The organism is Pseudoalteromonas ruthenica (assembly GCF_008808095.1).
GTDB lineage: Bacteria > Pseudomonadota > Gammaproteobacteria > Enterobacterales > Alteromonadaceae > Pseudoalteromonas > Pseudoalteromonas ruthenica.
Map to the genome: position 1 here is coordinate 2,131,993 of NZ_CP023396.1, position 26,102 is coordinate 2,158,094.

Annotated in this window: 23 protein-coding genes; 15 read left to right on the forward strand and 8 right to left on the reverse strand. The window is 47.0% G+C overall.

What is annotated here, in order from left to right; genetic code table 11:
• Positions 1-39: 39 nt before the first annotated feature.
• From gorA to PRUTH_RS10005, 7 genes are all read left to right on the forward strand, one after another.
• Positions 40-1,398 carry a glutathione-disulfide reductase gene (gene gorA, locus PRUTH_RS09975; protein WP_022944254.1) on the forward strand — a complete coding sequence of 453 codons (1,359 nt, stop codon included), beginning with the start codon at positions 40-42 and terminating at the stop codon, positions 1,396-1,398.
• 308 nt (positions 1,399-1,706) lie between these two features.
• Positions 1,707-2,711, forward strand: coding sequence for a hypothetical protein (locus PRUTH_RS09980; protein WP_151173190.1), 1,005 nt, complete (start codon positions 1,707-1,709; stop codon positions 2,709-2,711).
• Positions 2,712-2,720: 9 nt separating this feature from the next.
• Positions 2,721-3,332: a DUF1240 domain-containing protein gene (locus tag PRUTH_RS09985; protein WP_151173191.1), complete on the forward strand. Its 612-nt coding sequence runs from the start codon at positions 2,721-2,723 to the stop codon at positions 3,330-3,332.
• Positions 3,333-3,423: 91 nt separating this feature from the next.
• Complete coding sequence (locus tag PRUTH_RS09990) at positions 3,424-4,035, forward strand: DUF1240 domain-containing protein (protein WP_151173192.1); 612 nt, start codon at positions 3,424-3,426, stop codon at positions 4,033-4,035.
• A gap of 98 nt (positions 4,036-4,133) precedes the next feature.
• Complete coding sequence (locus PRUTH_RS09995) at positions 4,134-4,751, forward strand: DUF1240 domain-containing protein (protein WP_045979670.1); 618 nt, start codon at positions 4,134-4,136, stop codon at positions 4,749-4,751.
• A gap of 316 nt (positions 4,752-5,067) precedes the next feature.
• Positions 5,068-5,505, forward strand: coding sequence for an acyl-CoA thioesterase (locus PRUTH_RS10000; RefSeq protein ID WP_022944255.1), 438 nt, complete (start codon positions 5,068-5,070; stop codon positions 5,503-5,505).
• 4 nt (positions 5,506-5,509) lie between these two features.
• Complete coding sequence (locus tag PRUTH_RS10005) at positions 5,510-6,562, forward strand: aldo/keto reductase (RefSeq protein ID WP_151173193.1); 1,053 nt, start codon at positions 5,510-5,512, stop codon at positions 6,560-6,562.
• 22 nt (positions 6,563-6,584) lie between these two features.
• On the opposite strand, the gene PRUTH_RS10010 is transcribed toward PRUTH_RS10005, so the two are convergent.
• Complete coding sequence (locus tag PRUTH_RS10010) at positions 6,585-9,674, reverse strand: hybrid sensor histidine kinase/response regulator (RefSeq protein ID WP_170268933.1); 3,090 nt, start codon at positions 9,672-9,674, stop codon at positions 6,585-6,587.
• Positions 9,675-9,858: 184 nt separating this feature from the next.
• Here PRUTH_RS10010 and PRUTH_RS10015 point away from each other — a divergent pair, with 184 nt between their 5' ends.
• The gene (locus PRUTH_RS10015) at positions 9,859-10,761 is read left to right on the forward strand and encodes an ABC transporter substrate-binding protein (protein WP_151173195.1); all 903 of its coding nucleotides are present in this window, start codon (positions 9,859-9,861) and stop codon (positions 10,759-10,761) included.
• Here PRUTH_RS10015 and PRUTH_RS10020 read toward each other — a convergent pair.
• The 4 genes from PRUTH_RS10020 to PRUTH_RS10035 all read right to left on the reverse strand — a co-directional run bounded on the left by PRUTH_RS10020 (position 10,718) and on the right by PRUTH_RS10035 (position 14,929).
• Positions 10,718-11,323, reverse strand: a complete 606-nt coding sequence (locus tag PRUTH_RS10020; RefSeq protein ID WP_306669443.1) for a LysE family translocator — start codon at positions 11,321-11,323, stop codon at positions 10,718-10,720. The two genes, PRUTH_RS10015 and PRUTH_RS10020, sit on opposite strands and share 44 nt — an antisense overlap.
• A 14-nt stretch (positions 11,324-11,337) precedes the next feature.
• The gene (locus PRUTH_RS10025) at positions 11,338-13,476 is read right to left on the reverse strand and encodes an exonuclease domain-containing protein (RefSeq protein ID WP_151173197.1); all 2,139 of its coding nucleotides are present in this window, start codon (positions 13,474-13,476) and stop codon (positions 11,338-11,340) included.
• Between the two features lie 46 nt (positions 13,477-13,522).
• A complete protein-coding gene (locus PRUTH_RS10030; RefSeq protein ID WP_151173198.1) occupies positions 13,523-14,128 on the reverse strand; it encodes a fumarylacetoacetate hydrolase family protein in 606 nt (201 codons plus the stop codon).
• Positions 14,129-14,191: 63 nt separating this feature from the next.
• A complete protein-coding gene (locus tag PRUTH_RS10035) occupies positions 14,192-14,929 on the reverse strand; it encodes a hypothetical protein (protein ID WP_151173199.1) in 738 nt (245 codons plus the stop codon).
• A gap of 151 nt (positions 14,930-15,080) precedes the next feature.
• Between PRUTH_RS10035 and PRUTH_RS10040 the strand changes: the two genes are divergently transcribed.
• Positions 15,081-16,214, forward strand: a complete 1,134-nt coding sequence (locus PRUTH_RS10040) for a sensor histidine kinase (RefSeq protein ID WP_151173200.1) — start codon at positions 15,081-15,083, stop codon at positions 16,212-16,214.
• Positions 16,195-16,860 (forward strand): response regulator, encoded by a 666-nt coding sequence (locus PRUTH_RS10045; protein WP_138509435.1) that lies wholly within the window; start codon positions 16,195-16,197, stop codon positions 16,858-16,860. Before PRUTH_RS10040 ends, PRUTH_RS10045 begins: the two co-directional genes overlap by 20 nt.
• Here the strand turns inward: PRUTH_RS10045 and PRUTH_RS10050 are convergent.
• Positions 16,850-18,268 (reverse strand): GGDEF domain-containing protein, encoded by a 1,419-nt coding sequence (locus tag PRUTH_RS10050; RefSeq protein WP_151173201.1) that lies wholly within the window; start codon positions 18,266-18,268, stop codon positions 16,850-16,852. The two genes, PRUTH_RS10045 and PRUTH_RS10050, sit on opposite strands and share 11 nt — an antisense overlap.
• Positions 18,269-18,396: 128 nt before the next feature.
• Between PRUTH_RS10050 and PRUTH_RS10055 the strand changes: the two genes are divergently transcribed.
• Entirely contained in the window at positions 18,397-18,630 is a 234-nt protein-coding gene (locus tag PRUTH_RS10055) for a hypothetical protein (protein ID WP_022944263.1), read from the forward strand.
• A 57-nt stretch (positions 18,631-18,687) separates the two neighbouring features.
• On the opposite strand, the gene pepB is transcribed toward PRUTH_RS10055, so the two are convergent.
• Positions 18,688-19,983, reverse strand: a complete 1,296-nt coding sequence (pepB, locus tag PRUTH_RS10060; RefSeq protein WP_045979682.1) for an aminopeptidase PepB — start codon at positions 19,981-19,983, stop codon at positions 18,688-18,690.
• Between the two features lie 78 nt (positions 19,984-20,061).
• Here pepB and sfsA point away from each other — a divergent pair, with 78 nt between their 5' ends.
• Positions 20,062-20,769, forward strand: coding sequence for a DNA/RNA nuclease SfsA (gene sfsA, locus PRUTH_RS10065; protein ID WP_151173202.1), 708 nt, complete (start codon positions 20,062-20,064; stop codon positions 20,767-20,769).
• On the opposite strand, the gene PRUTH_RS10070 is transcribed toward sfsA, so the two are convergent.
• Positions 20,741-23,299 (reverse strand): penicillin acylase family protein, encoded by a 2,559-nt coding sequence (locus PRUTH_RS10070; protein WP_151173203.1) that lies wholly within the window; start codon positions 23,297-23,299, stop codon positions 20,741-20,743. The two genes, sfsA and PRUTH_RS10070, sit on opposite strands and share 29 nt — an antisense overlap.
• A 151-nt stretch (positions 23,300-23,450) precedes the next feature.
• On the opposite strand from PRUTH_RS10070, the gene PRUTH_RS10075 reads away from it, so the two are divergent.
• The 3 genes from PRUTH_RS10075 to gluQRS all read left to right on the forward strand — a co-directional run bounded on the left by PRUTH_RS10075 (position 23,451) and on the right by gluQRS (position 26,046).
• Entirely contained in the window at positions 23,451-24,458 is a 1,008-nt protein-coding gene (locus PRUTH_RS10075; protein ID WP_151173204.1) for an AraC family transcriptional regulator, read from the forward strand.
• A 193-nt stretch (positions 24,459-24,651) separates the two neighbouring features.
• Positions 24,652-25,095, forward strand: a complete 444-nt coding sequence (gene dksA / locus PRUTH_RS10080) for an RNA polymerase-binding protein DksA (protein WP_022944268.1) — start codon at positions 24,652-24,654, stop codon at positions 25,093-25,095.
• Positions 25,096-25,101: 6 nt separating this feature from the next.
• Positions 25,102-26,046, forward strand: coding sequence for a tRNA glutamyl-Q(34) synthetase GluQRS (gluQRS, locus tag PRUTH_RS10085; RefSeq protein ID WP_138588876.1), 945 nt, complete (start codon positions 25,102-25,104; stop codon positions 26,044-26,046).
• Positions 26,047-26,102: the final 56 nt, after the last annotated feature.

A 26,102-nucleotide genomic window follows, 5' to 3' on the forward strand; every position in this document is an offset into this window, starting at 1 on the left:
ATAGTGATGACAACATCAGTTCATAGGAATAAAGAAATTATGGCTCAACATTTTGATTATATTTGTATTGGCGGTGGTAGTGGCGGCATTGGCTCGGCAAATAGAGCGGCCATGCGTGGTGCTAACGTCGCATTAATTGAAGCAACTCACTTAGGTGGCACTTGTGTGAATGTAGGATGCGTGCCTAAAAAAGCGATGTGGCATGGTGCCCAAGTTGCAGAAGCAATTAAGCTATACGCCCCAGATTATGGTTTTGATGTTGAACTAAAGAGTTTCAGTTGGAGTAAGCTGGTAGAAAGCCGTGAGGCCTATATTGGCCGTATTCACCAAGGCTATAACAAGTACTTGGCCAGTAACGGTGTAACCGTGATTAATGGTTTCGCTAAGTTTGTTGATAGCAATACCGTAGAGGTGAATGGCGAGCACTACAGTGCCGATCATATCCTTATTGCCGTGGGCGGACGCCCTATTATTCCAAATATTCCTGGTGCTGAGTATGGCATTGATTCGAACGGCTTCTTTGAACTCACCGAGCAGCCTAAACGCGTTGCGGTTGTGGGTGCTGGCTACATTGCCGTAGAAATTGCCGGTGTACTGCATGCCCTCGGCACAGAAACGCACCTGTTTGTGCGCCGCCATGCACCACTGCGCAATTTCGACAACATGCTGGTAGAGACGTTAGTGGAGGTCATGAAAAAAGAAGGGCCAACCCTACATACCGAATGCTCGCCTAAAGAGGTGGTGAAAGAAAGCGATGGCAGCCTCACCATTCACTTTGAAAATGGCCACAGCCAAAATGTCGATGAAGTGATTTGGGCCATTGGCCGCACGCCTACTACCGATGCGATTAACGTTGCTGCTGCAGGTGTAGAGGTGAACGAAAGTGGTTATGTGAAGGTCGATGAGTACCAAAATACCACCGCCAAAAACGTTTATGCCGTTGGCGACATTATCGAAAATGGCATTGAACTCACACCGGTTGCAGTTAAAGCAGGCCGCTTACTCTCTGAGCGCCTTTTCAACCCAGAAATGCCTAATGCGAAAATGGATTATGACCTAGTTCCGACCGTGGTATTTAGCCACCCACCTATCGGCACTATTGGTCTCACCGAGCAAGAGGCCATTAACCAATATGGCGAAGAAAATATCAAAGTGTACAGCTCTACGTTTGCAGCAATGTATACCGCCGTCACCCAGCACCGCCAACCATGCGCAATGAAATTAGTATGCGCTGGCAGTGACGAAAAAGTGGTCGGCTTACATGGTATTGGCTTCACCGTTGATGAGATGATCCAAGGTTTTGCGGTAGCAATGAAAATGGGCGCGACCAAAGCCGACTTTGATGCCGTGGTTGCCATTCACCCCACCGGCTCAGAAGAGTTTGTTACTATGCGCTAACACGCTGAGTCACTGATAACCTCTGGCAGGCTGCTCAAAGTAGCCTGCTGCCCTAGCCCCTTCGACAACACCCTATCTGCTAAGGCCATACAAACACACTCTTGAAGGCTGTTCACTCTCTATAACACTCACCATGATAAAAACTAGCGTTAGCTCTTAATAGCGGGCACGTTATTTAAGTACGACTTGATGACGTTAACACGCAACTGGCTCCGCACAACACACTTAACCTTTTCAAGGTGGCAGACACTTTCAACTAGAACAGGCGTGTGCTATATTTTGAAGCTCTAGCAGGATGGCTAGAGGTAATGGAATACAACTTTAAAAGGATGATTAAAATGCCTATCCCAACCCATTTAACAGCATATAACCTCTATAACACATACAATTCAGCTCAAAATCAGCAAAAGTCGAACGCATTCGCTCGAGTTTTAAAGCAAGCCGAAAGTTTAACCGTGATTCAAATGAATACCGATGAATTCTTTGATTTCTACGTATGTACCTTTTTAAAACTCGGCTTCTCACGACTAGATATAGCCGATCTGTTTGGTAAAAGTGCTGAGCTTGGCAACCTCACCAAAGAACAGCGCGATACTGCCTATGAATATATCAAATCAGGTGTTGTTCAGGCTCCTTTACTGTCTGACATAAATACACTCAAGGGAATGCTCCAAGATATAATGAATAAAGCGAGAATATTGTCTAAGTATCAAGTAAAGCGTTATGGTGGCTCAATCAGCGTGGTAATGAAGGGCAATTCACGATTTATGCGCTTTCTTGCTGGTACCTGGTACATAGCAAAGAACCCAAAAGTATTTAAAATCGCAGCCGGCACGCAAGTCGTAAGGGGGACGTTAAAGTCAGGGTTTGTGATGACTTTGGTTTTATCGCCTGCGATTCGAGGATTTGAGCAACTAATGTACGATAATTTGACATGGCATCACTTCGTAGTAGGTGTGGCTGTTGATTATGCAATCGCTTTGGCTTCAATAGCTACTGCTGCTGGACTAGCTTTTGGAGGCACAGCAATAATTGGTGCTTCGGCCGCAGCAGCGATACCGATGGCAGTTATAGTCCTGGTTGGGTTAGCTTTCTCCTGGTTCACAAACGTGGTTTTTAGTGATCAAATAGAAAAATTCATTGACGATACGGCAAAAATATTAGCAAAAAATGAAGAAGAGCTCTTTTGGAGATTAAGAAACAAGAGCATTATTTTAAAAATAGAGAATACCCCAGATGGATATGAAAAATTCATACACAATCTACTAGCCGTCCCAAACATAAGTGGGATATTTGAAAATAAAACATATTAGACTTTAAATATGAAAATTTTCCAAGAAGAACCAATCCTTAAAGCCGGTTTTACATATAGAGAGTTAGGCGCTTTAATAGTAGCTATTTTTTTTGCAACACCAATATTAATTGCATTTTCAATAGGCCTAATAAGAATTTTTTTTGAAACAATAAGCTTATTAATAATGGTTAACAAAGGTGAGTTGCTATTTTTAAAAGAAAATGGACAGTCTCTAGGAATGGTTTTTTTCTTTATAACCATGGCAGCTTACATTTTCCTATCCCTACCAGCATTAATAAACAAAAGGTTCAACAAAAAAATAATATTTTTTTCATGCGTTTTTGGCGGATTATCATTATTGATAGGGATAATAACTACTCCCATCTCAAGCTTTTTAGTAGAGAGTTATATTGAGAAAAGAGGTTATACGAGGTGCGATTACTATTCTGGCCGTGGTTTCAACCCTATGGATTACTATGTCTTTGACTCAAAATATTGTGTATCAGCAGTCTCTGTTTTAAAAAGCGAAGCATTTCCTTGGTTTGAAGAAATGAACAAAAAGGGAGAGGTCGACTACGACGAGTTTTTGCTCAAAGTCGAGCAATGGAAAGCAGAAAGCCCTTTTTTTGAGGATGAATAGCCCAAATTGACAACTCTTTAGATCTATCTGCGATAAAAAGCACCAAATGTCGCGCCTCCCAATGAAGTGTCTTGAACCTGAGAACATTAATATGGATATTTTTAGTAAAGAGTCAGTTTTCACTTCCCAAACGCCTTTTAAAGAAGTAGCGCGCGGAATTTTATGTGGAATTTTCGCCCTGCCTATTTTGGTAATTTTATCAAAAGGAGCTTTTGATAAATTTTTAGAAACAATCTCATTATTAAAACTCGTTGATAAAGGTGAGATATTTTTTTTCTACGAGGCAGGACAATCTCTAGGGTTAGTCTTATGCATAATCACCATCATAATATTTATATTTTTAACATTACCTGTTTTTATAAATAGAAGATTTAGCAAGCCAATAGTAAGATGGTCATGCATTGTGGGCGGACTACCACTTTTGATAGGTTTAATAACTGCTCCCATCTCAAGCTTTTTAGTAGAGAGTTATGTTGAAGAGAAAGGTTATAGCAGGTGTAGTTATTATTCTGGTAGTGGATACAATCCTGTAGACTACTACGTCTTTGACTCGAAGTACTGTGTTTCAACGGTCTCAATCTTAACAAATAAAGCATTACCTTGGTTTGAGGAAGCAAATAAAAAGGGAGAGGTCGACTACGACGAGTTTTTGCTCAAAGTCGAGCAATGGAAAGCAGAAAGCCCTTTTTTTAAGGATGAATAGCCCAAGTTGAAAACTTCCTTGGTCTATCTGCTACAAAGTAACACTAAAGATCACGCCTCCCTATTTAGGAGGCTATAATCTGAGAATATTATTAGAATATGGATATTTTAAGTAAACGGCCTTTTATTGAGCCCGGCACCCCACCTAAAAAACTTGCATATATGATTGGGTGCACTATTGGCACATTAATAGCCACTACAGCAATTTCTTATGGATATATATACAAGTTTTTCGAGACAGTTGAATTGCTGAAGCTTGTTGATAAAGGCGAGATATTTTTTTTCGAAGAAGCTGGCTATACTCTTGGACTTATCCTTTGTATCACTCCAATGATATCATTTGCTATAATGATTCTACCCACATTTATAAACCGCCGCTTTAATTCTAGCATCTCGCTAGGCGTGCTACTCATAGGCTTACTCGTCTTTCCAATAGGCTTAATACTAGCGCCCATTTCCAACTTTATCGTAGAAAGCTATATTGAGAGTCAAGGCTATGAAGAATGCTATTATTATTCAACTAGACGTGGGGGTAGAGGCCTACCTCCAGACTACTACGTCTTTGATTCAAAATACTGTGTATCAGCGGTATCTAAGTTAAGAAATAAAGCATTTCCTTGGTTTGAGGAAGCAAATAAAAAGGGAGAAGTCGACTACGACGAGTTTTTGCTTAAAGTGGAGCAATGGAAGGCGGAAAGTCGAAGACTTAACAAATAATTATATTAGCAATTGATCTGGCCTGTCTGCTGTAAAATAGCACAAAGATCACGCTCCCCATCGGGGGAGCTAGAGCCTGAAAATATTACTTGGACATGGATATGTTAAGTAGAGAGCCCGTTTTCAACTTTCAAGCTCCTTTTAAAGAAGTAGCTCGTGAGATTATATATGAAACTTTTACTTCTCTTACCTTTTAGACAGCAGCAGCGCTTTATAAAAAGCATCACAATGAAAAGCACCTAAATCCATTGATCGCTTGTTATTTGTTTGCACAAGCTGTCGTGCTAGTCTGAGTAAAAACTCTAAGGATTTACTCATGCCAGATAAACAACAGTTTTTAGAACGCTTTCCGCACGCCTGTGAAATTAAAGTGGCCTGGGGTGATATGGATGCGCTACAGCACGTCAATAACAGTATGTACTTTAAGTACTTTGAAATAGCGCGCATTGATTTCTTTGCGCAAGCGGGGCTGTTTGATCGCCTCGAGGCAGAAAAGATAGGCCCCGTACTGGCTGACAACTATTGTAAATACAAGCGCCCGGTTACCTTCCCCGACACCTTACTCATTGGAGTCAGCGTTAGCGAGATTGCCGAAGCAGGGTTTATGACTCACTACACGGTGTTTTCTTGTGCCCAGCAAGCCATTGTTACCGAGGGTCAAGCTCGAGTGGTGATGTTCGATTTCAAGACATCGCAAAAAGCACCATTGAGTGATACCTTACGTACATTCCTGCATGCGAATGAAAAAGGATAACTCAATGCACTATACAAAACTTGGTCACAGTGGTTTAAATGTATCGCGGGTGTGCCTAGGGAGTATGACGTGGGGTAGGCAAAACACTCAACAAGATGCCGATGAGCAACTCAACTACGCGCTTGCTCAAGGCGTTAACTTTATTGATACTGCAGATATGTATGCAGTTCCCCCGACGCCGGAAACCTATGGTAAAACCGAAGCCATTATTGGTGATTGGCTAAGCCGCCATAGCGACAAACGTAAGGATGTGGTTATTGCCACCAAAGTGGCTGGGAATGGCCTAGCTTGGGTCCGTGACGGTGGTGATATCACCAAAGAGTCAGTCATCAGTGCCGTTGATGGCTCGTTGCAACGTTTACAGAGCGACCATATCGATCTTTATCAAATTCATTGGCCTAACCGCACCTCGCCACATTTTGGTAAACAGTGGCCAGGTATGGTGGATTTGCAGCAAATAGATAAAAGCGCGCAGCGGGCGCAAATGCACGCTATTTTAGAGGGCTTAGATGCGTGTGTTCGTGCCGGTAAGATTCGCCACTGCGGGCTTTCAAATGAAACGCCTTGGGGCTTAAATCAGTACCTTGATTTAGCGAAACAGTATTCGCTTCCGGCCATGGTATCGATGCAAAATGAGTTCAGTTTAGTGCATGCCAAAGATTGGCCTTATCTGCTTGAGCAGTGTCACCATGAGGGCATCGCTTATTTGCCTTGGTCTCCTTTAGCGGGCGGCATGCTCAGTGGTAAATACTTAGGAGGAGCCCGGCCACAAGGCTCGCGTTGGACCATAGCCCAGCGTAACGGCTTGTTCCGCGATACTCACCTTGCGCAAGAAGCGGTTGCTAAATATCAGGCTATCGCGAAAGAACACAATATGACGGCGGCACAACTGGCCCTGGCGTGGTGTAACCAAGTGCAAGGGGTTACCTCCACAATCATTGGTGCAACCACTATGGCGCAACTTGAGGAAAACATTGCTGCATTTGATATCCAGCTTGAGGACGAAGCACTGGCGCAAATCGACTCAGTGTTAAAAGCCTATCCCGCTCCCTTTTAATGTGGAAGTAGCCTGTAATAGGCTACTTTTCTGATTTCACATCTATTTGCGTGCGCTTTTTCACATTGGCTACGCTGAGCCAGTAATACACTTTCTCTAACAGCTGATCAGCATCAACAGGTTTGGTGATGTAATCACTCATACCCGCTTGCAAGCAGCGTTCGCGATCCCCTGCCATGGCGTTGGCAGTCATCGCGATAATCGCAATGCCGGTGTAATGCTCACCCGCATCCCCTCGGCGAATCGCTAAACTGGCGCTGTAGCCATCCATCACCGGCATTTGGCAATCCATTAAAATGACGTCAAAGTGCGGATCAGCATTGAGAATATCTAACGCTTGCTTGCCATCCCCACAACTGACTAGGGTAATGGGTAAATCTTTAAAGACACCGGTCACAACCACTTGGTTAATAGCGTTATCGTCTACCACTAGCACTTTTGCACCTGAAACCGAATGAAAGTCGAGTGCGGTGACCGGTGGGCTATCACACAGTGGCTGCTCCGCACCTTCGGCTGAAAACAAAATATGGGCCAACACCACAGCAGAAATAGGTGGTAAGAGGCATTCAACATTGTCATATTGCTCAGCAAATGCCGTATTCATTTGATACTGACTACAATTGACGATGACTTTAAGTTTTTCACTGTGCTGGGCATGTAATAAGGTATGTAAATGCGCTTGCACCTCTCGGCCTTGTTTCGTAGCGTCGACAAACAATAACAACTGATGGAAATCACCAGAAGCTGCGAGTTCGTCAACATCATGCCAGTCGGCGTCGATTACTTCTGCGCCCCACTGGCGCAAATGATTAGTGATCACCTGTTTACGTATGGCCACTTCATCGATGATAACTGCGCGAGACCCAGCCAAAGGCTCAGCCATTACCGCACGGTTTTCAGCACTGCGTAACATGATATGGCCGATAAAGCGCGACCCTTTGCCAAGCTCACTCTCAACACGGATCTCGCCCCCCATCAGCTGCACAAGTTGTTTAGTGATAGCTAACCCTAGTCCAGTGCCGCCATACTTGCGGGTAATGCTGTTATCCGCCTGTGTAAACGAGCTAAAGAGATCTTTTAGCTTACTCGGCTCAATACCCACACCTGAATCTTCTACAACAAAATCAATACGGTACTGACCTTCTTGTAGCCGACTTTGCACCTTGATTAACACATGGCCATTGTCAGTAAATTTAATGGCGTTACCAAGCAGGTTGGTAAAAATTTGTCGAATACGGGTGACGTCTCCCAAAAACGTAGGTTGAGTCAAGCCACTGCTATCTAATAACAGCAACAGCCCCTTCTCTTTTGGGCGAATGGAATTGGATTGCAGTAACTCACTGAGCACCACCTCTAAATTGACACTTTGTACTTCAAGCTCCATCTTTCCTGCTTCGATTTTAGAGATATCAAGCACACTGTTGATCAGCCCAGTTAGATTCGTAGCACTGGCTTGTGCTAATTGCAGATAATGGTTTTGTTGCTCGCTTAACGGCTCTTTTTTGATCAGGTTGAGCATGCCAAATACGCCATTCATGGGGGTGCGCAGCTCGTGGCTCATATTGGCTACAAATAGACTTTTAGCTTCGTTGGCTTGCTCCGCTTCCTTGCGCGTCGCTTCAAGTTGCTCTGTGCGTTCGGCTACTTTAGTCTCGAGAGAGGCATTCATACTCTGCAATTGTCGGCGTAAATTAAACTCAGTAGTATGATCATAAAGCAGCAATGCAGCCACCGCAGAAGAGGTTGGCTGCTTCTGCTCGTACACAGGTAGCACGCTAACATTGACTTGTCGTTCTTCACCATCAGCATTACTGATACCCAATTCCATATCAAGGTGTTCACGCTTATCGATAGCGGCTTGAATTTGCTTGCATTGCCGCTCTTCGAAGCCCAACAATGTGGCAAAGTGCTGATTTTCCGAACCATTTACAGAATTAAATAGCTGCTCAGCCGCCGGATTAGCACTGCACACAGCCCCTTTGCTATTTAACAGCAGCACAGGCATTGCGGTGCGTTGAAAAATGGTGTGGTACTCACGAATCGTGCGCGACAAGGTCAGCTGACGAATAACAAAATGGTGATACGTTAGGGCACTGAGTAGCAAAATAACATAGAGAATGATGAGGACCCCCAGCCACACCTGCCAACGCCTATCTATCGCCATGGCGAGACTTTCTTTACTGAGATAAAGTGCAAGGCTTAGGGCGATAGGCGTTTGTGGACTGCCAACGGTTATCGACTGCTGTTGCGCATAAACGTGTTGAGCAGAGAGCTTATCTAAGTACACCGGCATTCCCAACTCTTGTTTATTGGTGCGAACAAATTGCTGCTGCGCGGGCACGAAGGTAGCATTGAATTCATTGGCAAATAGCCAGCGTGTATCAGGATGAGCAAAGAACTGCTGTTGAGCGCCGATACCAATTAACTCTAAGCCTTGAGCAAGCCCCTGTGCTATCGAATTAATCAATACATTAGCGTCATAGTTGACGACTAATACGGCCCGGGGTTGGCCCTGCTCATCATGTATCAGTTGCGTGATGCGATAAGTCGGCTGGTAAGGCTCCTGCACGCGTCCAAACTCGTGATTCAGGTTGATATCAGAGACATAAGTTTGCTGGCTTTGCAGCTGCATACTATGGGATATATAGTCTCTGCCCCCTTTAGCTTGTAGTTGGGACTGTGGTGTACGTACTATTTCGTCGTCGACGAGCTCCACCCTAACCAATTCGGAATAATTTTTATCAGCCAAAATATAGCGAATTTGCAGCACATCTCCGTGCTCTTGAATGTAGGAGCGAAATATAGTCGCGAGGCGGTCACGCCATTGACTTAGCGATGTTTTATCTTGTTCATCAAAACCTTGGTTATCAAGGGCGCGGATAATGCCACGATTAGGAGGAGTATTAGCAAGAAATCGAACTTGGCTGCGCCCGTATTCGAAATGCTGCTGTACGTCGTCAACTCGCATCGCTAGCTGGCTATTGATTGTTTGTTTGGCGTTACTTGCTTCGCTGCTTTGGACCAACACGTATGCGTAATAACCGACCCCCGCAAACAGGGTAGTGAGAACGGCCAGCATGACTATTAACCCGTAGCGCTCAAACCATGTCACTGTCATCGTCCCTTTAGTGATTATGCCTCATGGACACCCGTCTTTTTAGTCTAGATGAGTTCCCGCACTTCACAACATGGATCTCGCGCTTTGTCTCTCCCTTAGAGAAACTGGCGAGACTCATGTGAATTTCTATACTCACCTAGAGCACACTGTAAATACCATTACTGCACAGGGAGAGACTATGCTTAAGCCACGACAATTACTTGTTGCCACTATGGTTTTATGTACAGCTTGGAGTACCAAGGCGCAAACGGTAGAGAAAATCATTTGGCTACAAAGCAAGACTCCGCCTTTCCATTTACCTCGTACTACAGAATATCCCTTTGCAGGGCTATGTGATGAGTTGCTAAACCAGCTCATCACCAATATGCCAGGTATTGAACATGAAAAGCTGCTATTGCCGCAAAAGCGTATTCACCGCTATATGAATGAAGGCGAAAAGGTGTGCTTCCCGTGTATGATCCACCGAAATAAAGATACACATACTGCCAAGCTGAGTATCCCCACAGCGGTGTATCCTCCCTTTGCACTTATCACTACGGTAGACAAGCGCGATCAACTCACACAAGTCCATGGTCAGCCTATTAACTTGGCGAGTTTGTTTGCCGATGACTCTTTTACTTACGGCCAAGTGGCTGCGCGACGTTTTAATGGCGAGCTGCAAACGTTACTACAACAAACGGCTCACTCCCGCCCTGCGGTATTGAGTTATCGCGCCGATGGCGAAAGCGGTGCAATTGCCGAAATGCTACAACATGACATCATCGACTACACCCTTGATTACCCGTATATGGCTCGCTATTTTGCTAAGAAATACGGCAATATCCGCGCCTTAGAAACCAACCTCACACAAGACTTAGTCAGAGGCGCAGTAGGCTGCTCCGCGAGCGCTGCAGACGGCTTCGCTGAGCAAGCTATTTCAGCCATCAACAAAGCGCTCAAACAAGTCGTTTTGGAAAATACCAATTACGTGCTGTCACAGCGTTTTTGGTTAGCCCCTTATTTCACCGATTTTGATGCGGTTTATAAAACTCACGTGCTCAAAGCCACTGACGAGCAACCACCATCAACGCAAGACCCATAAAGGCAACACTGAGTAAGCGATTGATCAACACTTGATTGCGCTCCAATACAGGTAAAAATCGACCATGGCTACACAATAGTGCCACTATCACATACCAACTCGCATCAATGACGGTAGGCGTTGCCACCATAACAGCGCCTTGCACGGTACTGACTTGCTCTGCGGGGATGAATTGAGAAAATAACGCGATAAAGAAAATGGCTAATTTAGGATTCAAAAAAGCTATAAAAAAGCCATCTGTGGCGGCTTTTTTATAGCTCCCTTGGGTTGTCTCAATGGTCAGCTTTCCTGCGCTACTACGCCAACTGTTAATAGCGAGGTATACGAGATAAGCCGCCCCCCCATAAATGAGCGCGGTGTAGAACATCGGCCACTGATGAATAAGTGCGCCCAACCCTAACACGGCTATTAAGGCATACACACCCACACCAAAACCATGGCTCAATGCGGTGATAATACCCGCCGTGCGGCCACTGGCTAGACAATGCTTCAGCACCACAGCCAAGCTAGGCCCGGGAGACATCGCCCCCATTAAGCATATTCCTACCAGCGCTAACCACATTGATAACTCCATTGTTATTCTTGCCTTTGTTGTTGTATTAAATTAAAAATTGCCACCGTTGCTTCTGCGTCACTCATGGCGCGGTGATGCCGCGACAATACAATATCTAAATCGGCACTTAAACGTGCTAACGAGTATGATGCATGTCCGGGCAAGTAACTGCGACCCAAGCGCACTGTGCATAGTTTCGCCATACTTAAGTGGCGCTCGGTACGGGCGAATTCTGCTTTTAAAAATCCATAATCAAAGTTAACGTTATGGGCGACAAAAATACAGCCTTGCATAAATTGCCATAGCGATTCTGACAACTCTGCGAATACAGGGGCATCGGCCACCATCACATTATCTATGCCGGTAAGCTCAGTAATTGCTCGCGGAATGTGGCGCTGTGGGTTAACTAACGAATGCCAACGCGCAACTTCCTTACCAGCCACCACCTTGATAGCGGCAACTTCGGTGATTCGATGGCTTTGATGGCGCCCACCAGTGGTTTCTATATCAACAATCACATAAGGCTGTTCACTGTTCACCTGCCAGCGTACAGTTTGCACACTGACATCAAAGCCGGCACGCTGCAATTGTTTTAACGCCACCAGCTGATTGCGCCGCAAGCTATCACCCGGTGCTTTTATTTCTTCAAAACGCACTTTGCCAGATGTGATCACCATCAAATCTGGATAACCGTCCTTGGCGCTGCGGAAGTCTTTCGCCATGGTTTCCAGCTGCGTATAAACCGCGCTTAGGGGGGCATGATTGATGAGAGCGACCAATGGCGCTAATACTTCTTCGTGCCAACGAATAAATGCGTTAGGCTGATGGTAGTAGCGACTGGCCGCCGCGCTGATGTGAGTGATTAACGCCCCTTTACTGCTATGCTCTGCGAACAGTTCGCGTATTTGCTGCTGATAATAGTGATAAAACTGACCGTCACGTAAGCTTGCAGGAAAAACATCAAACTCACTCCCCCTGCCAGCCTGTTCGCCATCAAACAATAAGTGCCAAAAACAGAGCGCAAATAAGTGTTGCCACAACTGATTTTCGCTATGCAGCGCTTGTTCGCCGCGTTGGGTATATAAATCTATCACCCCCTGCTCGACTTGATGGCGATACGCCTCATCTATAGCCAACGGTTCTTTCTCAGCCAGCAGGTCGCTCAGTACGCTGGTGCGTTTGCCTTGATATTTTAAAGCGTAAAAATCCTCAGCGAATACAAACACCTCATCGCTAGGCGGATCGTCAATCAGTGCGCATAAACGCTGCTCAACCCATTGCCTGTACCCTTTTTTAAAGCGCTGACGCAGCAGCAACTCAATGGCGCGGTTATCCTCACTGTGTGCTAGCACTGATAATGCTAAATCTTGATGCGGTGCTTCCGCGAGTAAGGCTTTACCTAAACGATAGAGATACTCATGCGAGTAGCGCTCTGCCAACGCACCAATAGCGCTTGGTAGCTGCGTTACTTGCTCGCCATGCTGCATCAGCTGCTGCTCGCTCAACTCGCTAACCTGGGCCCGTAATTGCGCATAAGTGAACGCACTTTTAGCCTCCTCTAAGGTGTCAAAGCGCGGGATGACCTTGCCTTGTTGGGTACGCATGATCCCTAAATCACGTAACGAAAAATGACCCAGCCCAGCTTGTAGGCGACCAAAAAAGATAAAACATAAATAAGCTAAAACCGGGTTATAGGCATGGACTACATAACTGAGAAATACATGGCTGTGGCAAGCTTTGGCAAAGCTCACGTGGGTTTGGCAATAGCCCAACCATTGCTCCTTACGCTTAGACAACGCCACCCCGGGTAGCCCCAGTTCACGACAAAGTGCGACTAGCTCAGCTTTGGTTAATGCCACCAACCATTGTTCAAACTCCCCCTCGTGTACATGACGCAACCAACCTCGACGCTTGAGTAAGGCGAGCGCCAGTGGCGCTTGCTCTATCTCGTCATAATGCAAGCTGCTTTGTTCAAGAAAATCAGACTTGCGATTAAAGCCGCGCACCAACACACACTGGGCATTTTTTGGCAAGGCTAAAAAGTCATCAATAAAGCGCTGTTCATGGGCACCGCATAAATGCCAGCCTTGGTGCTGGAAAAAATGCAGCAACTCCAAGAAGTGATCATGATAATAGGTTGGGGGTAAAGACTTGTTGTACATAAACTCGGTAATTCCGACTTGGTGGCACAAGCCTAATACTGTTTATTTATACAGTCAAGTTATCTCTTGCGCGCCAGCTCTGGCTCACTATCACCTCTTGTGAGAGCAGCAGCTGCGCCGTAAACTCAGCTTCTGCGTGTACTTCCCCAACGCCTTTAGGGGTGCCAGTCATCAGCCAATCGCCCGGCTGCAAAGCCATAAATGTGGCCAGCTCTTGCACCGCCATAAGAGGCGGATACATCATATGCTTTACTTCTCCGTGTTGTACTTGCTTGCCATTAATCAGTAAACGCACACCCAATTGCGAAATCTGTGCTTCGCTAATATCAATGAAGTCGCTCATCACCACGGCACCGTCAAAGGCTTTAGCACGCTCCCAAGGCAGTCCAGCTTGCTTGAGCTGGCTTTGCAGCATGCGCTTAGTTAAATCAAGGCCCACCGCTGCTTGAGTGAGACCTTGCTCGGTCATACGCAAGCAGATCTCAGCTTCGTAATGTAATCTATCGCCTTGATGCTGAGCATAAAGATGCTGGCTAAGACTACTGCTAGGCTTGTTAAATACCACCATCTGCTCTGGAATAGCATTGCCCAACTCGTGAATATGCTCAACATAATTACGGCCAATACATACAATTTTTCCCGGTAAGCTCATGGGCGTTATCTCTTTTTTCTTTATTTGCCGCTCAGTGTAACTGCCTTTATAAAGAGCGCCAAGCTAGACACCATAGCGTCGACGATAGTGCTGCGCGGCGTACATCAAGCCCGCGCTACCAACCAAAGTGGGTAGCAGCCAACCAATTAACTGGGCATCACTTCCTAATACCGCATTAAATAGACGGCGTCCGCCAAAGGCACCAAAAGCGGTATACACACCAATACCGGAGCCTAACATGGCGCTTAGGTGCTCAATAACCCAGCTACGAGGCCGCAGAGAGGGTCGGTAAATATAATGCGCCATAGTGACTGCGATAACCATGGATAACACCGAAAACGCCAGCAATAACACTTGTTGCTGTTGCCACCCTAGGTAAAAGGTATAACAAGCACATACAGCCAGTGCTGCAATAAGCCCAAGGTGAGCTGGCGTGCGTAATAAGGAACGCTGCTCCTTGGCCACCAACACTCGCCGGCCATGATAAACCGACACCCACACCAATATTGATAACATGCTTAAAAACCATGCCATACGATGGTTAACCTGAAGATAGCGGCGCAACTCTTCTGCCGTGCTCAAGGTATCGATATTGCGCGCGCCCAACGGGTCTAATAGCACTAGTGCACAGCAAAAAAGGCCACTGCCTGCAACTGCGTACATTACATATGCATAGACCTTACCACTTTGATTGTGCAGCCGGGAGCCTTTGGCTGCGCACACTGGCAGCCAAAATAACACTAAAGCAATGCATCCTAATACAATATGTATATAAAGCGCCCCTTGATGTAACCAATACATAACTCTTCTCACTGTGTTGCCAATTAACAGTGTTAGAGTGCAAACGCCATGCTGGCACGGTAAGTCACATTCGTCATTTTGGCGCATGACATCTGTCACAACATGCGTTGCACTGCTGGTGTTAGATGCGTGCTGTGGATATAGTTAAGAAATGAAAAAATACTTTCGTTATCAGTTATCTTGGTTAGTGGTCGTGCTCGTAACTTGGGCCGTTATCGCGATACCGCGCATCATGGTCAACACTGAGCATGGGTTTACTGCATTAGCCACCATAGAAGTGGTGATACACACACTCATGTTGTTTTGCTTACTACTGGTCATAAACGAGCAAGAGCAAAGTTACGGCTACCCGGTACGCTATGTACTACTCGTTGTTATTGGCGCGGGCATTATCGGCCTGCAACTGCTCACTAGCGCAACACTGATTCTCATCTACATGGTGATGTTTAGCGCCATTTTAGTTTATTACTTGCCGCTGCGTTACTGTTACCTCAGCATTGCTGTTAACGCGGTACTCTTTTTACTCCTACAGCGATTTTATTGGCATCACCCATGGCCTGTTTTGAATACGCTTTCTACCAGCGCCTTTTGCTTATTCGCGTTAGTGGTGAGTCAACGCACAATGGCCGAACAGCAAGCCAAAGAAGCACTGCAAATCAGTAATGCTTCATTACAAACCACTCAAGCCTTATTAATCCAAGCTGGAGCAAGTGAAGAGCGCTTACATCTTGCGCGTGAACTGCATGATGATGTAGGCCATCAATTAACGAGCCTTATAATGCAGCTAGATATTGCTCGGCGTACCGCCTCGGATACGCTTAAACCACAACTTGAACACTGTTATCAACATGCTCGGCAAACGCTTGCTAGTGTCCGCTCTGTGGTCAGTGACAAACGCAACCACAGCCCGATTGATTTACAGCCTACCTTAATGCAGCTAGCTGAAAACACGCCACGCATTGCGGTGGTTGTACACTACCAAGCTCACCCACTGCTGGCACAACTTAATTATGCCCAATGTGTGCTGCGCTGTGCTCAAGAGGGAATTAGCAACGCTTTAAAGCATTCGCTTGCTACGGAGCTACATATACATTTATATAACCATAACCCACTGCGGTTGACGATAAGTGACAATGGTGGTCACTTACATAATCCAGTACCTGGCAATGGCCTGTTAGGGTTAAAGGAGCGCGTTGAAACCTTAGGCGGCACGTTTACGTTCACCCCCAATAGTAAAGGCATGGTGTTAAATGCGGAGTTTCCCTATGCAAACGACAACCATTAAAGTTCACCTAGTTGACGACCAACACTTAGTTCGTGCAGGGTTGGCGAGTTTGCTGGCGCTCGATAAGCGCATCCAGGTCAGTGGTGAGTCTGTGGACGGCCAAGCCTTTTTAGAGTGTTATCAACAGGGAAACGTGGATGCGGATGTAATTCTACTGGATGTACGCATGCCACGATTAGACGGCATAGGCGTGCTACAGGCACTTGCGAAGTACCACGCGCCGCCCTGCCTTATCCTAACCACCTTCAACGACAGTGACATTTTGTTTCGGGCTATTGAGCACAACGCCAAAGGGTTCATGCTTAAGGATGCATCACTGGAAGAGTTAGTTGCGGGGATCACAGCACTCTCGCAAGGCGGTAGCGTATTACAACAAGCATTAAAAGAGGCGGTGATGGCTAAGCAGCGCAGTGTAGTAACGCCACAAGTACAGGGCTTAACAGCGCGCGAACAGCAAATTTTACAGCTTATTTGTGCAGGCTATGCCAATAAAGAAATCGCCGCTAAATTACACAAAGCACCAGGCACTATTCGCAACGCGGTATCGACGATATTAACTAAACTTGAAGTGCGCGATCGCACCCAAGCCACCATTAAAGCCATCGAATTAGGCCTGTACTGCGCTGCGAATACACCTAGTGATTAATGCACACTTGATTACGACCCTGCTGCTTTGCCTTGTAGAGGCTTCCATCCGCACGACTGAGCGCAGAACCGATATCTTCACCTTGGTTAACGTGAGTAACACCGATGCTGCACGTCACGCGAAGTTCGGGGTAGTCATCAAAAGTAAGTTCACTAATGGCGATGCGAATTCGCTCGACAATGCCACGACCTTGCTCAAGGTGTGCACTGAGTAACAATACAAACTCTTCGCCACCAAAACGAGCGGCTAAGTCATGCTCACGTAATTGCTTGGTGAGGCAATAGGCCACGCATTCCAACACTTCATCACCAGCCTGATGACCAAAGCGGTCATTCACCTTCTTAAATAAATCTAAATCGACAACCGCAATGCTGCTACTTTTTCCCTTTAGCCCACCGCAGCGTAAGCTGTGCTCAGCGGCATCCATAAAGGCATTTCGCTGCATTAACTGCGTCAAGTCGTCAAACCGAGCTTGGTGCTGCCAATAGTGTTTTGAATCGGTCTCATTGAGTAATTGCGACTGCAATAGCCGCCCACCTATGGTCAACATAGAAAGGGTCACAATAAACGATTGCAGCATAAACAATGACTGCATGGGGGTATCTTGAATAAAAGGGCCAAAGTCATGACCAAAAAGCACCACCAGCGCCGCCACAACGGCTAGCAATACCGAATAAACAAAGACACTGGCGCAGACAAATATCATCACCAGTACGCAAGGCAAAACAGCAAAAATAAAGCCACCGAGCCAGAGTTTGGCTGTGAGCATCGCCGCCAAAGCCAGCACAATCGCTGCACATGCCAGCGCCGATTGGCGCAGTGGCCATTGCTTTTGCTTCACAAAAGCATCAAAAAATGCGTAGACCAGCAAAGCACCTAAAATGTCGGAAAACAGCAATTGCAGCACATACTGAGCAAAGAGTTCGCTACCAATATACCCACCTAAAATAAGGTTGGCCGTTAGCATCACCACAGACAACGCAATAGGTAGCAGATAAACTCGCACAACCAAGGTGACCAAGTCTTGAAAGCGGCTTAAGCCACTTTGTAAATGGCGTTTAACAAGCCCCGCCATCACCCAAGGCGCAAGTGTATCAATCAAAGCCGCGATACTGGTATGCACTACCCCATGGGCCATGTCCGCCACCTGCATACCAGGATAATTAGCAGCGAAACTTGCAACAAAAACCACAATGGCGGATGCCTTGCCCAATCGCAAATACATCACTAGCGCTACACCAACACTGAGCCAAATCAAGGTAATATTAGCAGGCTGAGTCGCCATAAAGGTCATACCGAACTGCGCTAAAGCGTAGTACAACAGGCCGCCAATCAATAGCTTAGGAAACGTATTGAGATGAGGTAAGCGCGCGCTTGCATGAGATTGTGCTTTTACTGTCGGTGTCACAGCGAACCTGTCTAATGATTATTTATTATTTTGGGACGAAATATACCTTGTATGAGGTAGATCAATCCAATAAAAATTTACATTTGCTTAAATAATAGTCGTAAAATGTGACTAAAAGTGATTACCCCATGCAAAAAGCCACCCAACTCACCCTATTAAAATGCATCATAGTATTGGGACTGTTGCTCATTTTGAGTGGTCATAGCCTGCTTGTCGTGGATGGATTCCGCCAGTATTTTGGTATGTACAGCTATATGCTTGGCGCTATGTGTATTGCTATTGGGCTTATTCTCTCACTTCCCACCAAAATATATCTAACCATTTTATTAATGCGCCATGAGGGCCACGATTCCAAGCTTTAGGTTAATTTTAGGCATAAAAAAAGCGGCGCAAGGCCGCTTTCTATCGAATTGTTAAAGTTACGACTTTTCTTGTAGCGTACGTGCAACCGTACGCATGCCTTGTGTCGTTGCCCCAGCTGCCCACATGCCCGTAGCGGATGTTTGAAACGCTGCGGCTAAATCGATATGCACCCAGCCTTGTCCTTCATCACGAACAAAGCGAGACAGGAATCCGGCGGCGTTTGAGGCGCCACCAAAACCACCACCTTTTTGTGGACGACTATTAGCGGTGTCAGCATAAGGTGATGGACAGTTGTGCTGGTGGAACTTCTCCAATGGCAACGGCCATGCACCTTCAAATTCTTCTTTAGCGAAGCCTTCAACATCGCGCACCATGTCTTTGTCTAAGCCAAACAGAGCGTTATATTCCTGACCCACAGCCACTAACGCTGCGCCCGTTAAGGTGGCTGCATTAATAATGGTTTTCGCCCCAGACTCACTGGCGGCCATCAAACCATCAGCTAGCACTAGGCGGCCTTCGGCGTCGGTGTTCACAATCTCCACTGTGGTGCCGTTTTTATAGGTCAGAATGTCACCAAGTTTATATGCGTGCCCTGAAATCAGGTTCTCAGCACAACAAAGGTATAATTTAACTCGCTTGTCTAAACCACGACTAATTGCCAGGGCCAAGCCTGCGGTGACGGTTGCTGCACCGCCCATATCGCACTTCATGCCCAGCATCCCTTCGCTCGGCTTGATTGAATAACCACCGGAATCAAAGGTGATCCCTTTACCAACAAGTGCAGAAGCCACTTCAGCGGCATCATCACCTGTGGGGTTAAAATCAAGCTCTAGTAGCACCGGTGGGCGCTCACTACCGCGACCGACTTCGTAAATACCAATCCACTGCTGCTCTTTTAGTGCTTCGCCTTTAATAATTTGATAGCTGACATGCTCAGGCGCCAGCGACTGAATAAACTCACCCGCCTTTTCTGCCAGGCTTTCTGGGTAAATTTCTTCTGCCGTGCCGTTGATCATCTGGCGCATCCAAGTCGCTGCTTGCTTAAGCGCTTGCAGCTCCTTAATGTCGCTTTGGTCGTTATCAACAAAGCTCACCCCATCGAGTACCTTAGGGCTAACAAAGCCTTGGTAGAATGCCCACTGACTTTCAGTGCACCAAGTATCGCCGCTTAACTGCACCGCTTTTACGCCTTGATTAGCTATGGCGCGGCCCGCCTTTTGTACGTTTTTAAGGGTTTCATCTTCACTTAAGTGCACCGTGGCACCTTGTTCATTGAAAGACACTGATGCAGATTCGCCCCAATGACTAGGCGCAGCTTGTTCACTTAGGTGTACTAAAAATTGTTGACTCATGTGGGTCCTCTTGGACTGTGATTACAATTACTAGCAGTTTACACTAGGGCTATGCAGTTCTAAAGCGAAGTGAGATTAATGTTATTTCCTGCCCCGTTACAAAGCGCCACCCTGCTAAAGCGCTATAAACGTTTCTTAGTGGATTTGCGCGACGAAGATGGTAATGAGTTTACCGTGCACTGTGCTAACACCGGTAAAATGACCGGCTGTGCCGAGCCTGGCGTGCACGCCTACTACTCCACCAGCGACAACGCCAAACGCAAATACCCGCATAGTTTGGAGCTCAGTAGTAACGCCCAAGGGGATTTAATTTGTGTTAATACCGCCGTGGCTAATAAAGTCGCCATTGAGGCCATCAACAACGATGTGATCGAAGAACTGCAAGGCTATGAACAACTACACAGTGAAGTAAAATACGGTGCAGAAAATAGCCGTATCGACATACTGTTGCGCGATGCCGACAAAGCAGATTGCTATATCGAAGTAAAATCAGTGACCTTACTTGAGCACTCAGGACAGGGTTACTTCCCCGACGCGCAAACGCTACGTGGGCAAAAACACCTGCGCGAGTTAATCACCATGCGCCAACAAGGAAAGCGGGCGGTGTTACTGTTCGCTGTGCTGCACAGCGGCATCAACCAAGTCAGCGCCGCCGCCCATATTGATCCGGTTTACGCCGACCTCCTGCGCCAAGCGCAGCAAGCCGGCGTTGAAGTGTTAGCCTATAAAGCCCGTATCAGTGCCGAGGAGGTCACCCTCACTCAGCGCTTGGCTTTTCAAGACTAATACTCATCTCGGCAATCAAGTTGTTGCTAATGTCGCCCTCAGAAAAATACAGCGGGCGCAAAGCGGCTTGTTGCGAGTAATAACGGCTTTGGTCGTCAAAGTGCGGTGAGTCTGAGTGTGCGCTCTGAGACATGGTCAGCAACCCTTTGGCAACCGGGCCGTTCTCGGTAAAGTTCATCACAAACATCCAGCTTGAACCATAGTTGATGGGGTAACCAGATGCACTGAGATTGGAAGCCAGTGGTGCGCCGCTAAGCGCATCATTGAGCGCGGGGTAGCTAACATAAGGGATCACCGTCGAATCGGAAAGCCCACGGCGGTCAAAGCGAAATACGTTAAAGCCGCCTTCGACATGCATAGGGCCCGCCCAGGGGAGTTTTTCTCCTGAGGCCATGCCCCCGGCCAGTGTTTTTTCAACGAACTGTAACTCACCCAAGGTCGCATCCAGGGCAAAACCATTGTCGGTCACATTTAGTACCGCATGTGCCAGAGTTTGTAATGCTGAGCCATCGGGGCGCAACGTGTTCGGAGTATTTGCAGCATCGATGCTGGAGAAGTTATCAAACAAGTGCACTTCTGGGTCAAATAAATGCGCAAACTCACGGATCAGCGCAGCGCCTTTGGTCTGCAAGGTCATCTTGCCGTCAAACTGAGCCAACAGCGTGCAGGCATCACTTAAGTCAACCGCCCGACCATCAAGGTTAATAGGCTCGCTGCCCTGAGCCTGACATTGATTTACTAGCTCCGGAAAGACCAAGTCATAAAGGTAAATATCATTGCCAATTAACGCTTGCTCGAGCTCAGCTAATGAGAACTTACCGTCTTCGCCACCGCCTTCACGCAGTAGCTTTAGCCCCATGCGCGTGCGCAGTGATTGCGGGTATTGCACGTCACCATATTGCGCGGCAAACCCTGACAGCGGTTGCTCGGGGTTGGTAAGCCAATAACTGTCATTGGAATTTTGCACATAATCGCTACGCTCTAACTTCGGTGCCTCGGCATAAGGCACGACACCATCAGCGGCAAATAATGAAGTATCGCCAGGGACTAAATCGAACCCTGTTTGCTCACGTAATGCCACTAATTGTGGCTCTAATCGCAGCGCCAAGTTAGCGGTTTCCCCTACTTTTAGAACGGTGGAGTCATCAATAAAAAAGGCATTGCCGTGCTTGTCCGCTGCCATGGTATTGTTAAAGGATACGCCATCAAACTCGGCAAATGCTGCTTTCATGTCGTCCAAGCTACTGGCGGCATTCATACGCGACCAAAAGCCCACCACATCCATATTAAATTCGTTGGCATCTTTAATGGTAAATGCGTGACTGTCACTCCACCCTAATCCTTGCGCGGCTGGGGTCTCGATCATCAAGCCTTGATGTGAGTAATAGTAGTCTTTCGTCAAGGTAATACTCTGCCCTGGTGCAATGGCAACATCGACATTGATGGTTTTGCTGTTAATGGCCATAGGCTCACCATCTAAGGTGTAACTTAAGCGGTCATTGTCACTGAGCGCTAACTGGTAAATAATGAAATGCCGAGCCTTGGAGAAGGTATGAGTCCAAGCGACATGCTCATTAAAGCCGATATTGACCACACCCGGCATGCCCTGCAAGCTTCCGCCCATGACATTGAGTGATTCAGGGATGGTCAAATGCGATTGCCAGAACCTGAGGTTACCGCGATGCGGAAAATGCGGGTTCGCTAACAAGCCACCCATGCCATTTTCCATTTTATCTTTACCTAACCCCCAACCGTTCGAGCCCAAGTGCTCATACTTCTTTTCTAGCTTTAAGGTTTTCGTACGGGCATTCAAATTGGCGGCAAAACTCTGCGCCACCGCCCCGCTTTGGGCCATAACTGGCAGGTATTCATCGCCCTCACCAGGGTTGGCATAAAAGGCTAAATCAAGAAAGTTGGCTGAGCTTGCTAATTGCACCGTAGCCATAGAGTAGGCCAGCATATCTTCAGGGGTGAGCGTGATCACCCAAGGTTGTGAGGCGCACTCGGGGGCGAGATTAGCAGCCCCAGTGTCACTGACATACTTATTAAACCCAGCAACAAAGCCTTGATAATGGGCGCGACTTTGCGCATCGAGCTGGTCGTAATTTTCTGCAGCGTAGTCATTAACGCCCAAGGCCTTATAACCAAAGTCCGAAATCAAATGAGCGGAGTCGCCAGTGCCAGGGACTTCATCTGGGCCAAAGTAACGGCTACGGTGGCCTCGCACTTTGACGATTTGGTCCATCAACACACAGGCGTTGTCTTTGGCATAGGCGTAGCCACTACCAAATGCCAAGCTCTCAACATTGTCTGCTTTAATATGGGGGACGCCATAAGTGGTCCAACGTATATCAGCGTTTAAGGTACCATCGTCATCAAACAGCACCAGAGGTTTAGGTTCAGGGTCCGGTTGTACTGGGTCCGGGGTTTCGACCACAGGCGAGGTATTGTCATCGGAGTCAGAGCCGCAACCATTTAAGGTTAGTGCGCTGATGACGGCAAGGCACAGCGGCGTAAACGATGTTTTCATAGGGTGTCCTTCTCTATTGTTATTCTACTTGCTCTGCTTCACCTTGCCCTAAGCTCAGGTGTAAATCTTGACCTATAACGCCAAAAATTGACTTTACGCGCCAATTAGCGCAGCGTGGATAAAGAACAATAAAATAATAACAAATAGCTCTATGAGTCCCTCTTTTGTCAGCCATCAAGTACTGCGCTCTTTGGTTTTGTTTTTAGAAACAAAGGGGCTGAAACGAGCCGACGCCTTGCACCAGCTGCGCTGCGATGAGCAGGCACTACACCAGCCCAGTGAAAGCTTTCACCTTGGCCATTACCACCGTCTAATGCTTTGGGCGCATCAGCAACTCAATTGCGCACATATCGGCTTATACTTTGGCGTGCAGTTGGACCTTGAGCGCTGGGGCGTGCTTGGTCACCTTGCTGCCGTGAGCCCTAATTTACACCGGGTCATTGACTACGGACGTCGATTTCACCCATTGGTGCGCCATACCCAAAGCCTTACCTTTCATCAGCGAGCGCAAACGCTAACTTTGGATTTAGGGCCCACGCAGTCGCACTGTTACTACGTAATTGATGAGCTTTTTGCTAGCTGGCTAAGCTTTGCTCGCATGTATGTCTTGCAAGCTGAGCAGCTGACGCCGGTTGCCGTGCACCTAATGCGCTCGCCACCTAATAACACCAAGGAACAGCGTATTTACGAAAACGTGTTTAAATGTCCAGTGTATTTCAATAGCAGCACTAACAGCATGACCATCGCAAGGGTGTTGCTTGGCCAACCTCTCAAGCAGCCCGATACCACCCTAGAGCAGCTGTTACTGCATCAAGCTCAGCAACAACTGGATGCGCGCTTTGATTTACGCGAAAAAGTAAAACAGCAACTGGTAGCGCATTTGCCGCAGCGGCTCAATGTAGAGCAAGCGGCGCAACTGTGCGCTGTGCCAACACGCACATTGCAGCGTCATCTGGCGCAGCAGCAAACAAGCTTTTCACTATTATTGGATGAAGCCCGTGCACGTCTGGCTTTACAGCTCTTTGAATCCGGCTACAAAGCCATTGATATTGCAACAAAACTTGGTTTTTCTGAGCAAAGTGCGTTGCAACGAGCTTTCAAGCGTTGGTATGGCAAATCACCAAAACGTTATCTTATTACAAAAAACAACTTGAAATAGTGGCCAAGGACACCATATAAAGCTGAATTAAGAAAAGAATAAACGCCACACCTTATCGTTCCTTTTTACCAGTCACGATGGATTCAGTCGCCATCGGGTTAAGAAAAAAGTGTTTGCTAAGGGGGTGGTATTCTGCTATTTATAGCCGCCGGTTATTTCCGGGGACTGTATATTAAGGATTTAGGAGAGTGTTATGCCAGAGCAGCGTAAACTAGGGTTAATCGCTCAGGCGGGGTTAGAACCGTATCAAGAACAGCCAGGCGAAGAGTATATGAATGAGCAGCAACGTGCTCACTTTCGCAAAATTCTGGAATCATGGCGTAACGAACTGAGAAACGAAGTTGACCGCACCAAGACCCATATGGCGGATGAAGCGGCTAACTTTCCAGACCCAGTCGATCGTGCCGCGCAAGAGGAAGAGTTCTCTTTGGAACTTCGCACTCGTGACCGCGAACGTAAGCTAATTAAAAAGATTGAAAAAACCCTCACACTTATCGATGAAGACGAGTTTGGTTATTGCGAATCTTGTGGTATTGAAATCGGTATTCGCCGCTTAGAAGCGCGACCAACTGCAGATTTGTGTGTGGACTGTAAATCACTCGCTGAGATTAAAGAGAAGCAAGCCGGTCGCGGTTAATCAACCATGACAACTACGGGTTTGGGCACGAGCACACCTGCCGCGCGCCATTACGTTGGCCGTTTTGCCCCTTCCCCATCCGGTCCCCTGCATTTCGGCTCTCTGGTAGCTGCTCTTGGTAGCTACCTAGATGCCCGCTGTCATCATGGCCGCTGGCTCGTTCGCATTGAAGATATTGACACTCCACGCGTCAAAGCCGGCGCTGATACCGACATTCTAAAAACCCTCGAAGCCTATGCACTGCATTGGCATGGTGACGTCGTTTACCAAAGCCAACGTTTAGAGCGCTATCAAGCAATCACCGATGAACTTTATGACCGAGGTTTAATTTACCGCTGTCAATGCACCCGCAAACAAATTAAAGCCATGGGTGGCGTCTATGACAATCGCTGCCGCAACTTGACGGTGAGCGGTGATGAATATGCCCTCAGATTAGTTCAAAACCAGATTGTCGAGCGTTTTCAAGACCGCCTTCAAGGCGAGGTAAAAGTGTTGGCGCAACAAGCACGCGAAGACTACATTATTAAGCGCCGGGACGGCTTGTTCGCATACCAACTGGTCGTGGTCATCGATGACATTGACCAAGGCATTACTGATGTTGTCCGTGGTGCCGACTTACTTATCCCCAGCGCACGGCAAATCGGCTTATTTACTGAATTAGGGGCCACTCCACCGAGCTATATGCATCTGCCGTTAGCTGTGGCTAGCCCGGGCTTTAAGCTGTCGAAGCAAAATTACGCGCCAGCTATCGAGCGCGCACACCCTCAACCAGCTCTATTAGATGCATTACGCTTTTTAGGTTTTCAACCCGACCCTGAACTGCTCCATGAGCGCGCTGCAACCATTGTTGATTGGGCTGTTAGCCAATACCCTAAAGTACAGCTGCGTCAGGCCCTAGAAGTGCAAGTAAGTGAAGATGAAGCGGGCAACACCGAATTAACCACCCTATAAAGCCGTGATTTTTTGCTCCCTCGCTTAATTTTTCCGCCGCGCTGGTATATTATAAG